We start from the raw sequence: 12,260 nt of genomic DNA, 5'->3' as shown, positions 1-12,260 counted from the left end.
CTCTGGATTGCTTCACCCGGCCTTGCCGGGCTCGCCATGACGAAGTTTTGTCGTTGACGCTGCCTCAGATATTGATGCTCGTCGGAATTAGGCTGGGTTGCAGATAGGGATAGGGCTGCCGCCGCTGCGCGTTCCGCGCGGCGATCGCGGTTTCGACATTGGCCAGCGCCCCCTTGAACCACGCGAGCGGCCCCTCGGGCGCGGTGACGCGCGGGTCCTGGAACCAGGGCGGGTAGGGGAAGCTGTTGCTGCGATAGTCGCCGAGCGGGCGGTAATGCACCGAACCCAGGAGTTCGAGCACGTTGAGCTGTTCGAGCGCCAGCGCCATCGGTGGCATCATCGCGAGCCAGCCCGGCTTGTCCAGTCCGCGCTCGCGGTCGGGTGCCGCCTGCCACGCCGCACCGGTGACGGCGGGCGCAAAGGCCATGATGTCCTTTTGCGGGAAATTCACCGCGGCATGCTGCGCGCTCGCGGTGAACATCACCATCGTGCAGACATCGGCAAGCTGGTCGCGCGTTGCGATCGGGCCGAAGCCGCTGATCCGCGCTTCGCCGGCCAGGCTGTCGGCCCAGGCGGCGAGTTCGGTGTCGCCGACAACCGCGTTATCGTCGGTATAATAGAGCCAGACATATTGGCGCGCCCATTCGCGGATCGCATTCCACACCAGCAGCGCGTCGTCGCGATAAGGATAGTCGGCGAGCGTCGATCCGGTCCCGACGCCGCGTGCGGCCAGATCGGCTGGCAGCATCTTGCCGTAAAAGTCGAAGGCCAGTCGGTCGTCGGCCGCCGCGGCCTGGCTCGATGCGATGGTGCCTGCGAAAATATGGTCGATCGGCCCGTTCGCGGCGATCAGCGAGGTCGCGGCCTGATCGTTGATGAACAGCGTCCCTTCGAAATGCGGAACGAGCAGCGCCCATAGCGGATGCGCCTGGGCCAGATGGCGGTGCGTGGCGACCGCGAAAGCCTCGATCACCAGATGAGTGCGCGCCAGATGCGTGAAGAGTTCGTGATAATTGCCGTCGGCGACCTGAACGACCAGCTTCGCCATCTCCCAGCCCCATTGCGCATCGGCGGCGGCCGAGGGCGTGAAGATCGGATGCAGCGCGGGATCCTGCCCGCACTGGATCGCGACCGGAACGAGTGCCGATCCGCCCGGCGGCACCGCGAACAGCGCAATCGGCTGCCAGACATATTTGGCAAGGCTGCCGTAGGTGCCCGGCGTCAGCACTGCGAGTTCGGCATAGTCGAGCAGGAACAGCCGGCGCTCGGCAAGCGCGGCGTCCAGCGTGTCGCCATTGACCACCGCGGCATAGCGCGCGGGGCTGAGCGGGAAATTGGTCGGGAGCGCGTCGCCCGCCGCGGCGATCAGCATATTGTTCGGTCCCTGAACGCGCAGCCGCGCGAAACAGGCATCGTCCTGAAAATCATAGGCGACACCGGGAACGGGCAGCGTCCGGAACAGGGCGCGATAAGCGTCGAGACTGCGCGGCGCGCTTCCCCCGAGGCCCGCCACTTCGGCCGCGCTGACCTTGATCAGCGCTTCGATCCGCTGGCGATGCGCCTCCAGCTTCGCAAGCTGCGTGTCGGCTTCGACCGCGGCCACGACATGTTCGACCTCATCGACGAAATGGCCGAGGAGCGACGTGCCATCCTTCATCGCATGGCCCGCCGCGATGCGCGCGGTCGACAGCTCGATCGCGTCGCATTCGGCCAGCGCGGCTTCATAGGTGCTGCGCGGGGTATCGAGTTCGCCCTTGTCGACGCCGTCCAGCTTCACCGCGAGTGCATTGCGCACGATCGCCAGCCCGACGCCGATCAGGATCGCGAACCAGGCGATCGTCGGCATATCCTGTTTGGGCACATCGGTCGCGAGCGGAACGCCGGGAAGCGACGGCTCGTCGGTCGTCCACATATAGACCTGCCGCGTCGCAGCGAGTTGCGCGGCACGCGCGGCCTGCTCCGCCGGCGTGTCCTGCTGCGGCAGACTGGGTGCGGCGGGCGGAAGGATTGCGCCGTCGATCTGGCTGGGGGCGGTGAAATCGGGCGAAGGGAAGGACATGCGAAAGCTCCTGCGACATGAACGCGGCGCGAGGGATCGCAGAACATGGTTAATTTTTGGCATGCCGCAGGGAGGGGGCGGCCCGGTTAGGGCGATGAAAAACAATCCTTCCTTTGTTTAACGCATGCTTTACTCCCGCTTGATACCCAGCCGGAATGACGGGGGTTATAGCATGGATGCGGCGGCGCTTTTTTCCGCCATTGCCGGACGCGATCCGGGACGATGTCGCGATTCTGCGCGCCAATCGTATCGAGACGCTGACCCCGATGCTTTTTCTGATGCTCGCGGCGACGACGCCGACCGCCATCTATGGCGGCATGCCGAGCGTCCATCCGATCATCCGGATCGGCTTTCCGGTCGTTCTGGCGGCGGTGTGCCTGCTCGGCTTCGCTGCGCAGATGCATTATCGTGGCCGGCGCATGAGCCCGCGGCGCGCGCGGCGGGTGATCGTCGAGGCAGCGTGGGTGTCGGGCACGATGGGCGCGATGTGCAGCAGCTGGACGGTGGTCAACTGGCTCGCCGCGCCGCCCGAAAATCACAGCTATTATGCGATGATCATGGCGATGGGGTCGCTGGCGACCGCCTATTGCCTGTCATCGACGCGCTTTGCAGCGCTGCTCAATCTGGGCATCGGGATGGTGCCGATCGCCTATCTGATGCTGACCTCCGGCCACGCGCCCGAGATTGCGGCGGGCACCAGCCTGGTCGTCGCGACGATGTTCCTGGTGCGCATGATCCTTCAGCAGCATGGCCAGCTTGTCGACCTGCTGGAATTGCAGCGGCAGATGCGCGATCTGGCGCATAGCGACGCGCTGACCGGGCTGCCCAACCGGCGTGCGTTCGACCTGAGGCTGGAGGAAGAAATCGCGCGCGCGGCGGATGGCGAGATATTCGCGATCGCGCTGCTCGATCTCGACGGCTTCAAGCCGGTGAACGACCGGCACGGCCATGCCGCCGGCGATCAATTGCTGTGCGAAGTCGCGGCGCGGCTGCGCCGGGCGTGCGGCGATCATGCGCTGGTCGCGCGGCAGGGGGGTGACGAATTCGCCATTCTGGTGCCGCGCCGTTCACCGCTGCTTGCCACCGCGCTTGCCGATCATCTGCTCGCCGCGCTCGTCGCGCCCTACCGCATCGGCGGCCAGCCATTGCGCGTCGGCGCGAGCGTCGGCGTCGCCAACTGGCCCGGCGACGGTGGCAGCGCGCGCCGGCTTTTCGACACCGCCGACCGCGCCCTCTATGCAGCAAAGGCGGCTGGTCGACCCGACATGTCGCCGGTCGAAAGCATCGGCATCGCAAGCTGATGCGGGCTTGACCGCCCCATATGGGGCGGTCAGACCGGTCGCCATGAAGCGGACCATTTTCTGGCGCATCTCGACCGCGCTCTCGCCCCTTGCCCTTATCGCCGTCAGCATATCGCCGGTTCTCGCGAAACCCGCCGCCGCCCCCGCCGCAGCGCAGGTCGTTCCGGTCAATCCGCAGACCGCCGCGGCCAAGGCCTGGAATTTCGCGGCCAGCGATGTGCCCGTCGATTCAAATATCGTCTTCGGCGTTCTTCCCAACGGGATGAAATATGCGCTGTTGAAGAACAGCACCCCGAAGGACAGCGTCGTCCTGCGCATGCGTTTCGACGTCGGCAGCTTTGCCGAAGCCGAGGATCAGCGCGGGCTGGCGCATTTCATCGAGCATATGGCGTTCAACGGCTCGACCCATGTGCCCGAGGGTGAGATGATCAAGCTGCTCGAAAGGAAGGGGCTGGCCTTTGGGGCCGATACCAACGCCTCGACCGGCTTCGATCAGACGGTCTACCAGCTCGATCTGCCCAACGCGTCGGACGATCTGATCGACACCGGGCTGATGCTGATGCGGGAAACCGCGAGCGAACTGACGATCGACCCCGCCGCGGTCGACCGCGAACGCGGTGTCATCCTGTCGGAGCGCCGCGCGCGGGATACCTATCAGCTGCGCAACATCGTCGATCAGCTCGGTTTCCAGATGAAGGGGATGACGGTCGCGAACCGGATGCCGATCGGTACCGAAGAGGTGATCCGTACCGCCCCCGCATCGCGCCTGCGCGACCTTTACGATCGCTATTACCGGCCCGAACGGGCGACGCTGGTGATGGTCGGCGATTTCGATCCCGCCGCGGTCGAGGCGAAGATCAAGGCGCGCTTCGCCGACTGGCAGGGCCGCGGACCGGCTGGTGCTGATCCCGACATCGGGACGCTCGATTTCAAGCGCCCTGTCGCCGCCGAATCCTTCGTCGATCCGGCGATCCAGGATTCGGTGACGATCGCCAGCTTCAAACCCTGGGTGCAGCAAGCCGACACCAAGGCGAAGCGCGCGCGCAAGCTAGCCGAAGATATCGGCGAAGCGATCCTGAGCCGCCGGCTAGCCAAGATTGCGCTCGACGAGAATTCTCCGATCCTCGCGGGCTATTTCAGTGAAGCCGACGGGTGGAAGGTCTTCGATCAGGTTACGGTCGGGGCGATCGCCAAGGAAGGGGCGTGGACGGAGGCACTCGGCCTGATCGAGCGCGAGCTGCGCCGCGCCGTCCAGTTCGGCTTCACCCAGGCCGAGGTCAACGAACAGATCGCCAATCGGCGCACCGCGCTCAAGAATGCCGTCGCCGGCGTGACGACCCGGCGGAGCGACGCGCTCGCCGATGTGCTGGTCGACGCGTCCGACGGCGATTATGTCGTCGTGCGTCCCGAAACCTCGCAGGCGCTGTTCGATGCCGTCGCGCCGCAGCTGTCGGCCGATGCGGTGAGTGCGGCCTTCCGCAATCGGATGGAGGGCTTCAGCCCGCCGCTCGCGCGCGTCACTGCCAAGACGCCCGTCGAGGGCGGCGACAAGGCGATCCTTGCCGCGCTCGACACGGCGCGCGCGGTCGCGGTGACGCCCCCGGCGCAGGCACGGAGCGCGGCCTTTGCCTATGACAATTTCGGCACGCCCGGCACGGTCGTCAGCGATGATCGCATCGACGACCTCGGCATCCGGCGCATCCGCTTCGCCAACAATGTGATGCTCAACATCAAGAAGACCGATTTCCAGAAGGACAAGGTCTATCTGTCGGTGCGCGTCGACGGGGGGACGCTGCTCGCGACGCGCGACGACCCGACCAAGGTCGCGCTTGCGGGATCGATCAGCCTCGGCGGGCTCGAGGCGCATAGCCTCGACGATCTGCGCACCATTTTTGCGGGCAAGACGGTCAGCCCCAGCTTCGGCGTCGATACCGATGCCTTTGGGGGCAAAGCGGTCACCTCGCCCGACGATTTCGCGGCGCAGGCCGAACTGATGGCGGCTTATCTGACGCACCCCGGCTACCGCGCCGACGGGCTCGCGCTGATCCGTCGCTATCTGCCGCAGCAATATGCCGCCAATGATGCGACGCCGGGCGCGGTGATGGCGCGCGACAGCGCCGGCATCCTTGCCAATGGCGACCCGCGCGAGGAGACGCCGCCGCTTGCGACGATGATGGCACTCGACTGGAGCAAATTGAAAGCGGCGGTCGCCGACAGCTTTGATCATGGCGCGATCGAGATCGGCGTCGTCGGCGATATCGACGAACAGGCGGCGATCGACGCGATTGCGGCGACCTTCGGCGCGCTGCCCGAACGCCGCGCGGCGTTCGATCCGCACAGCGACGCGCGCAAGCGCGACTATCCGGTCGATCACAGCGAGCGCACGCTGATCCACAAGGGGCCGGCCGACCAGGCCGAACTGCGCGTCTATTGGCCGGCGCGCGACGACAGCGACCTGACCGAGGCGATGCGCCTCAACCTGCTGTCGCGCGTGATGCAGCTCATGCTCACCGACGAACTGCGCGAAAAGCTGGGCGAAACCTACAGCCCGTCGGCGGGAGCCAGCCTGTCGGACGAATATCCGGGCTATGGCTGGCTCGTCGCCGCAAGCAATGTCGACTACAAGGATTTGGCGACGACGCGCGCCGCGATCTTCGCGATCGCCAAGGAATTGCGCGACAAACCCGTCGATGCCGACACGCTCGACCGCGCGCGCAAGCCGCTGGTCGAGGCGATGACCAAGGCGCGGCGCGAAAATGCCTATTGGCTGGCCTATGTCGCCGAGGCGACGAGCCGCGCCGACCGGCTCGACCGCAGCCGCAACGGCATCGCGGCAGTCGAGGCTGCGACGCCGGCCGAGCTTGAAGCGCTCGCCAAGCGCTATCTTGTCGACGACAAGGCGCTAGTGATCCGGGCGATCAGCGACAAGGCCGGAAAATAGCGAGACGCGCGGCCGGCCCCACGGGGCGGCCGCGGCCCGGTTCTATTTCTTCAGCCCGATTTCGCGGAGCCGTTCCTGCAGATATTCGTCGGCGGTGATCGGCGTCGGATACAGGTTCGGATGCTCGGCATCGATGCAATTATCCAGCGTCACGATCGGATAGTCCGAACGGAAGTGCAGGAAGAAGGGCATCGAATAGCGCGCAACGCTGGCGCGGCCGGCGTCGGGATTGCGCACGCGGTGCGTGGTCGAGGGCAGGCGGTTGTTGGTCAGCCGTTGCAACATGTCGCCGACATTGACCGCCATGGCGCCCGCGGGCGGCGATACCGGAAGCCAGCTCCCATCCTTGTCGAGGATTTCGAGGCCCGCTTCCTCGGCACCGAGCAGCAGGGTGATCGTGTTGATATCCTCATGCGCCTCGGCGCGGATGCCCTTCGCCGGGCCTTCGACGGGCGGGTAATGCAGCAGGCGCATCACACTGTTGCCGTCCTTCACCGTGTCGTCGAAGAAATCGGGGGCGAGGCCAAGGTAGCGCGCGATCCCGGAGAGCAGCTTGCCGCCGACGCGGTCGAATTCGGCGAACAGTCGGTCATAGATCTCGCGAAAACCCGCGACTTCGGCCGGCCAGACATTGTTCGGCTGTTGCGCGGCGAGCGGGTGGCCGGCGGGCAGGTCGCGGCCCACATGCCAGAATTCCTTGAGGTCGACTTCCTTCGCGCCCTTCGCGATTTCGGTGCCGAAAGGGGTGTAGCCGCGCGCGCCGCCGCCGCCCGCGATATGATAGGCCCGCTTCGCCGCTTCGGGGAGCGCGAAAAATTCCTTCGCTTTTGTCCAGGCATCGTCGATCAGCGCCGGATCGATGCCGTGATCGGTAATCATCGCGAACCCGAAGCGTTCGAACGATCCGCCGAAATCCTGGGCGAAGCGATCGTCGGACAGCGACATGGAAATAACGGGAACGGCAGCGGTCATAAGGGGGTGTCCATTTGTTGGTGCTGTGGCGCGCCATGCCGGTCCCGCCGGGGCGCGTCTTTGACATGAATCAGGATTTAGGCGGGTCGGGGCGGTTGCGAAAGAGGAAAAGGATGCTTTCGCGTCGGCGCGCGCTGGGCTAGGCCCCCGCCATGGGCAAGCAATATTGGCTGATGAAATCCGAACCCGACGTCTATGGCTGGGACGACCTGGTCAAGGACGGCACGGGGATGTGGGACGGCGTGCGCAACCACAGCGCCAAGCTGAACATGATGGCGATGAAGGTCGGCGACGAGGCGCTGTTCTATCACAGCAATATCGGCAAGGAATGCGTGGGGATCATGCGCATTACCGAGGAAAGCGCGCCCGACCCAACCGCCGAGGAAGGATCGCCGTGGGTCATCGTGCGCGTCGCGCCCGTGCGCCCGCTCGCGCATCCGGTGACGCTGGCGGCGATCAAGGCCGACCCCAAGCTTGCCGACATGGACCTTATCCGCCTGTCGCGCCTGTCGGTCGGGCGCGTGACGCCCGACGAGTGGAAGCATATATTGGAAAAGTCGGAGAAGCCGGAAGCTTAGCGCAGTTTCGACTGCATGTGCGCCGCCACCGAGGGGTGGAGCGGGTAGACGAATTCGCAGCCGAAGCTGTTGCCGTCGGCGCGCCGGATCACCGCTTCGAGCGGCTGCAGGCCCGGCAGGTTGACCCATATCTGCTTGCCGATCTGCGGCCGCGAAAAGGTGATCATGCGAAAGCCCGTCGACGACAGGTCGAACAGTTCGACGTCGAATGGGTTGAAGCCCGCTTCGCGATAGCGCGCGCGCCCGCGGACGGTGGCGCGTTCGGCGCGGCGCGCTTGCGGCGAAAGCTCTTCGGTGTCGGTCGTGCAGGCGTTGGCCACTGTATTCAATCCCACTGGTCGGATTATCGATTCGCATTTTTAGCGCCGCGCTGGTGAACGCAAAGTCGACGGAATTGGTGAAAGTCGCCTATACCATGGGGTCTTCGGCCAGCGTCATCTCCTGCCCCGGAAAGGGACGGACGAGGCTGGCCGCGTCGCGCCAGTCGGCGGTCAGCCAGCGCGCATAATCGCCGGGGCGGAGGATGACCGGCATCGCTTGCGCGCCGTGATGGCTAAGCAGGCGGTTCGGTTCGACGGTCAGGATCGCGAAGCTCGGCCAATCCTCGCCCTGGCGATGGATGCCGGCAAAGGCGAAGACCGGCTGGTCGGCGGGCGCGGCCCACAGCTGTTGCCGCGCGCCGGCCGTCCCCGACCACAGGGCGAAACGGGTCGCGGGGATCAGGCAGCGCAGTTCGGGATGACGCAGCGTGCCGATCCAGAAGGGGCTCGAAAGGTTGCGCACCGTCGTCACCGGCTGGTCGCCGCGCGGCGGCGGCGGGACGCCCCACAGCTTGGGGCGCAGCCACGGGCGGCTCTGCGCGCTTCCGTCGCCGACGACCACCGGCGCCGGGCGTCCGGGGGTGACATAGCCGCGGGCCCAGGGATCGCGCCCTGAATCGGCACCGATCGCCTGCGCGGCGATTTCGGCGGTCACGTCGAGGCGATAGAGGTGCATGCGCGCCCGGCCCTAGTCGGTCGATCGCACGCGTCCGCGCATCGATTTGACCGCGCTGCGCGCCTTTTTGCCGTCGACGCGGCGCGCCCTGGCCGCCTTGCTCGGCTTTGTCTTGATCCGCTTTTCAGGCCGAACCAGCGCCGCATCGACGAGCTCGTTCAGCCGCGCGCGCGCATCGGCGCGGTTGGCTTCCTGGGTGCGATAGCTGCGCGCGAGAATCACGAGTTCTCCCGCCGCCGTCATCCGGCTTCCCGCGAGCGTCTTGAGCCGGCGGTAGGCGTCGGGCGGGAGGCCGAGAGCGAACACATCGACGCGAAGCTGGCACGCGGTCGCGACCTTGTTGACATTCTGGCCGCCCGGCCCGGTGCCGGCTAGGAATTTTTCCGAAATCGCGGCTTCGGGAATGTCAGCCACGGGTCGGGGCGGCGCCTTCGGGTGGCGAAAAGCCGAGCGCGGCGAAGCGCGCGGGGAAGGGGGCTTCGGCAATTATTGACGGCTTGACGTCACGTTTTACCACCAACCGCTCGGCGTGGAGCAGGGTGCGGTCCTTGCCGCGGCCGTTGCCGTACACGGGATCGCCGGCGATCGGCAGACCCAGCCCCTCGAGCGCATGGACGCGAAGCTGATGGGTGCGGCCGGTTTCGGGACGGAAACGCAGCAGCGCCCGCCCGTCGACGACGGCAAGCTTTTCCCAGTGCGATACCGATGGCTTGCCATTCGGATCGACAACCATGCGCCAGCCGGTCTCCGCGGTCGACGTCTTCGCGAGGGGCAGGTCGATGGTGCCGCCATCGCCATCAGGCACGCCGTCGATGATCGCGAGATATTGTTTTTCGACCTCGCGCCCCTCGAAAGCGCGGGTGAAACGGCCGTGCGCCTTGGGATTGCGCGCGAGCAGCAGGCAACCCGAGGTGTCACGGTCGAGCCGGTGAACGGCGAGCGGCCAGCGCTTGAAGCCAAAGCGCAGGCCGTCGAGATGGTTTTCGAGGCTGAGGCTGCCGTCGCGCGGCGGATCGACGGGCAGGCCTTCGGGCTTGTCGACGACAAGCGCCTCGCCATCGAGGAAGAGAATATGGTCGGAAAGAAGCATCTCTCGCCTATAGGCGGGCCGCCCCTTCGCCGAAAGCGTAAACGTCCATCGCCAGCAGGCCATAGGTCGTGCTGGCATGGAGCCGTGCGGCGTGCAGGCCGTCCGCTGCCGTACCCGCACCCATCGCGACGAACAAGGGCAGGATATGATCCATCGTCGGATGGTTGTCGCGGCCATGCGGCGCGCGTTCTACAGCGTGCAGCACCTCGTCGACGGCGTCCGCCGCCATATGTCCGGCCACCCAGTCGGTGAAGCCGGTGACCCATGCGGGCGCGGGTGCGTCGATCGGCAGGCGCGCCGAAAAAAGTGCGCGAAGATTGTGCGTGATGCTGCCCGAACCGATCAGCAATACGCCCTCATCGCGAAGCGGCGCGAGTGCACGGCCCAGCGCATAATGCCATTCGGGCGGCGCATGCGAGGCGATCGAAAGCTGGACCACCGGAATATCGGCCTTGGGATAGACCAGCGACAGGGGCACCCAGGCCCCATGATCGAGCCCGCGGTCGGGATCGGCGGCGACGGCGAGGCGATGAGCGGCGAGCAGGTCCACGACCCGCTGCGCAAGCGCCGGATCGCCCGGTGCGGGATAGCGCATGTCGAACAGCGCTTGGGGGAAATTGCCGAAATCATGGATCGTCGGCGGCGCGGGCGAGGCGGTGACCGTCGCCTGGCCGCCCTCGAACCGTGCATCGTGATGCGCCGAGACGACCAGGATCGCGCGCGGACGCGGCAAGCGGGCGCCCAGCCCGGCGAGGAAGTCCCGCGCCGGGCTGGGCTCGAGCGCCATCATCGGCGAGCCGTGGGAGAGGAAGAGGCTCGGCAGACGGCGCATCGGGGTCAGGCCGCGAGCTTCGCCGCGGTTTTCGCGACGCGTTCGCCCAGATAGCGGGCACCGCCGAGATCGGCTTCGCTCGGCTGGCGCGATCCGTCGCCATCGGCGAGCGTCGTCGCACCATAGGGGGCACCGCCCTTGACTTCATCGACGCCCATCTGCCCGGCATAACCATAGTCCAGTCCGACGATCGTCATGCCGAAGTGGAGGAGGTTGGTCAGGATGCTGAACAGCGTGGTTTCCTGTCCGCCATGCTGCGACGCGGTCGAGGTGAAGGCCGCGCCGACCTTGCCGGTAAGCAGACCCTGCGCCCAGACGCCGCCGGCGGTGTCCCAGAAGCTCGCCATCTGGCTGGCCATGCGGCCGAAGCGGGTCGGCGAACCGACGACGATCGCGTCATAGTCGGCAAGCTGCTTGGGATCACCGAGCAGCGGATGCGCGGTGTCGGTCTTGAAGCCGGCGGCCTTCACCACCGCCTCGGGCGCGGTTTCGGCGACGCGGCGAATATCGACCTCGGCGCCCGCGGAGCGCGCGCCTTCGGCGACGGCGTCGGCCATCTGCTCGATATGTCCATAGCTCGAATAATAGAGCACCAAAATCTTTGCCATCTTCGGTTTCCTTTCAGTCGGGAGGGGAAGGGGTGGGCCGCCGCCGCAAGGGAGGGGGATGGCAGGCGGCGGCCCGAGGGGGTGGGATCAGAGGCTGTCGACCAGCACCAGTTCGGCATCGTCGAGCGCTTCGACCTCGATCGTTCCGACATCGCGGATCGCGATGCCGTCGCGCGGATCGGCATCCTGTCCGTTGATGCGGATTCGGCCCTTGGCGGCGACCAGATAGGCGTTGCGGCCAGCGCCCAGATCATAGGCGACGCGGCTACCCGCGGTCACGGTCGCGGCCGCGACCCGGGCATCGGCGCGGATCGGCAGCGCGTCGTCGTCACCCTCGATCCCGCTGGCCAACGTCACGAAGCGTCCCGAACGGTCGGCCTGCGGAAATTCGCGCTGGCCCCAGCCGGGATTGCCGCCATCGCGATCGGGGATGATCCAGATCTGGAACAGCGTGGTTTCCTCGTCCTCGAGGTTGAATTCGCTGTGCGTCACCCCGGTGCCGGCGCTCATCACCTGGACATCGCCGGCCGCGGTGCGGCCGCTGTTGCCCATGCTGTCGCGGTGGCTGATCGCACCGGTGCGGACATAGGTGATGATTTCCATATCGCGGTGCGGGTGCGGCGGGAAGCCGGCCTGCGCCGCGATGGCATCGTCGTTCCAGACGCGCAGCGCACCCCAGCCCATGCGGTCGGGATCGTGATAGCCGGCGAAGGAAAAATGGTGGCGGGCGTCGAGCCAGCCGTGATTGGCGTGGCCCAGCGTGTCGAACTTGCGAATGTCGATCATCGGGCATCTCCTTTCTGGCCGCCATCCCGGACATCGGGGGCGGCGTGTTGAGGCCAAGATAGGCGATGCATTTGTTTCTGAAATAGCGTAGATCGAA

At 66.4% G+C, this 12,260-nt stretch carries 12 protein-coding genes; 3 read left to right on the top strand and 9 right to left on the bottom strand.

Translation table 11 applies throughout. The features are described from left to right. Window positions 1-64 precede the first annotated feature (64 nt). Window positions 65-2,059 carry a lipoxygenase family protein gene (locus AOA14_RS02390; RefSeq protein ID WP_062900625.1) on the bottom strand — a complete coding sequence of 665 codons (1,995 nt, stop codon included), beginning with the start codon at window positions 2,057-2,059 and terminating at the stop codon, window positions 65-67. 176 nt (window positions 2,060-2,235) lie between these two features. Here AOA14_RS02390 and AOA14_RS02385 point away from each other — a divergent pair, with 176 nt between their 5' ends. Continuing rightward, complete coding sequence (locus AOA14_RS02385) at window positions 2,236-3,360, top strand: GGDEF domain-containing protein (RefSeq protein ID WP_062900624.1); 1,125 nt, start codon at window positions 2,236-2,238, stop codon at window positions 3,358-3,360. Window positions 3,361-3,403: 43 nt separating this feature from the next. Then, window positions 3,404-6,301: a M16 family metallopeptidase gene (locus AOA14_RS02380; RefSeq protein ID WP_062900623.1), complete on the top strand. Its 2,898-nt coding sequence runs from the start codon at window positions 3,404-3,406 to the stop codon at window positions 6,299-6,301. Between the two features lie 42 nt (window positions 6,302-6,343). Here the strand turns inward: AOA14_RS02380 and AOA14_RS02375 are convergent, their stop codons facing one another. Then, window positions 6,344-7,273: an isopenicillin N synthase family dioxygenase gene (locus tag AOA14_RS02375; RefSeq protein ID WP_062900622.1), complete on the bottom strand. Its 930-nt coding sequence runs from the start codon at window positions 7,271-7,273 to the stop codon at window positions 6,344-6,346. Window positions 7,274-7,425: 152 nt separating this feature from the next. Between AOA14_RS02375 and AOA14_RS02370 the strand changes: the two genes are divergently transcribed. Then, window positions 7,426-7,851, top strand: coding sequence for an EVE domain-containing protein (locus AOA14_RS02370; protein WP_003040303.1), 426 nt, complete (start codon window positions 7,426-7,428; stop codon window positions 7,849-7,851). Here the strand turns inward: AOA14_RS02370 and AOA14_RS02365 are convergent. From AOA14_RS02365 to AOA14_RS02335, 7 genes are all read right to left on the bottom strand, one after another. Next, a complete protein-coding gene (locus AOA14_RS02365; RefSeq protein WP_062900621.1) occupies window positions 7,848-8,171 on the bottom strand; it encodes a PilZ domain-containing protein in 324 nt (107 codons plus the stop codon). The two genes, AOA14_RS02370 and AOA14_RS02365, sit on opposite strands and share 4 nt — an antisense overlap. Before the next feature lie 88 nt (window positions 8,172-8,259). Continuing rightward, complete coding sequence (locus AOA14_RS02360) at window positions 8,260-8,847, bottom strand: SOS response-associated peptidase family protein (protein WP_062900620.1); 588 nt, start codon at window positions 8,845-8,847, stop codon at window positions 8,260-8,262. 12 nt (window positions 8,848-8,859) lie between these two features. After that, on the bottom strand, window positions 8,860-9,261 hold the full coding sequence (arfB, locus tag AOA14_RS02355) for an alternative ribosome rescue aminoacyl-tRNA hydrolase ArfB (protein WP_003040293.1): 402 nt from the start codon (window positions 9,259-9,261) through the stop codon (window positions 8,860-8,862). Beyond that, on the bottom strand, window positions 9,254-9,937 hold the full coding sequence (locus AOA14_RS02350; protein WP_062900619.1) for an RluA family pseudouridine synthase: 684 nt from the start codon (window positions 9,935-9,937) through the stop codon (window positions 9,254-9,256). The genes arfB and AOA14_RS02350 overlap by 8 nt, the downstream gene beginning before the upstream one ends. Before the next feature lie 7 nt (window positions 9,938-9,944). Further along, window positions 9,945-10,769: a DODA-type extradiol aromatic ring-opening family dioxygenase gene (locus AOA14_RS02345; RefSeq protein ID WP_062900618.1), complete on the bottom strand. Its 825-nt coding sequence runs from the start codon at window positions 10,767-10,769 to the stop codon at window positions 9,945-9,947. A gap of 5 nt (window positions 10,770-10,774) precedes the next feature. Beyond that, window positions 10,775-11,377: an NAD(P)H:quinone oxidoreductase gene (wrbA, locus tag AOA14_RS02340; RefSeq protein ID WP_062900617.1), complete on the bottom strand. Its 603-nt coding sequence runs from the start codon at window positions 11,375-11,377 to the stop codon at window positions 10,775-10,777. A gap of 87 nt (window positions 11,378-11,464) precedes the next feature. After that, the gene (locus tag AOA14_RS02335) at window positions 11,465-12,163 is read right to left on the bottom strand and encodes a pirin family protein (protein ID WP_062900616.1); all 699 of its coding nucleotides are present in this window, start codon (window positions 12,161-12,163) and stop codon (window positions 11,465-11,467) included. Window positions 12,164-12,260: the final 97 nt, after the last annotated feature.

This window comes from Sphingopyxis terrae subsp. terrae NBRC 15098 (genome assembly GCF_001610975.1).
In the GTDB taxonomy this organism is placed as follows: Bacteria; Pseudomonadota; Alphaproteobacteria; order Sphingomonadales; family Sphingomonadaceae; genus Sphingopyxis; species Sphingopyxis terrae_A.
This window is presented reverse-complemented; position numbering and strand designations above follow the sequence as displayed.

Coding starts and splice junctions, on each gene's coding strand:
- AOA14_RS02390 (WP_062900625.1), bottom strand. CDS start 2,059: ATGTCCTTCCCTTCGCCCGATTTCACCGCCCCCAGCCAGATCGACGGC.
- AOA14_RS02385 (WP_062900624.1), top strand. CDS start 2,236: ATGCGGCGGCGCTTTTTTCCGCCATTGCCGGACGCGATCCGGGACGAT.
- AOA14_RS02380 (WP_062900623.1), top strand. CDS start 3,404: ATGAAGCGGACCATTTTCTGGCGCATCTCGACCGCGCTCTCGCCCCTT.
- AOA14_RS02375 (WP_062900622.1), bottom strand. CDS start 7,273: ATGACCGCTGCCGTTCCCGTTATTTCCATGTCGCTGTCCGACGATCGC.
- AOA14_RS02370 (WP_003040303.1), top strand. CDS start 7,426: ATGGGCAAGCAATATTGGCTGATGAAATCCGAACCCGACGTCTATGGC.
- AOA14_RS02360 (WP_062900620.1), bottom strand. CDS start 8,847: ATGCACCTCTATCGCCTCGACGTGACCGCCGAAATCGCCGCGCAGGCG.
- AOA14_RS02350 (WP_062900619.1), bottom strand. CDS start 9,937: ATGCTTCTTTCCGACCATATTCTCTTCCTCGATGGCGAGGCGCTTGTC.
- AOA14_RS02345 (WP_062900618.1), bottom strand. CDS start 10,769: ATGCGCCGTCTGCCGAGCCTCTTCCTCTCCCACGGCTCGCCGATGATG.
- wrbA (WP_062900617.1), bottom strand. CDS start 11,377: ATGGCAAAGATTTTGGTGCTCTATTATTCGAGCTATGGACATATCGAG.
- AOA14_RS02335 (WP_062900616.1), bottom strand. CDS start 12,163: ATGATCGACATTCGCAAGTTCGACACGCTGGGCCACGCCAATCACGGC.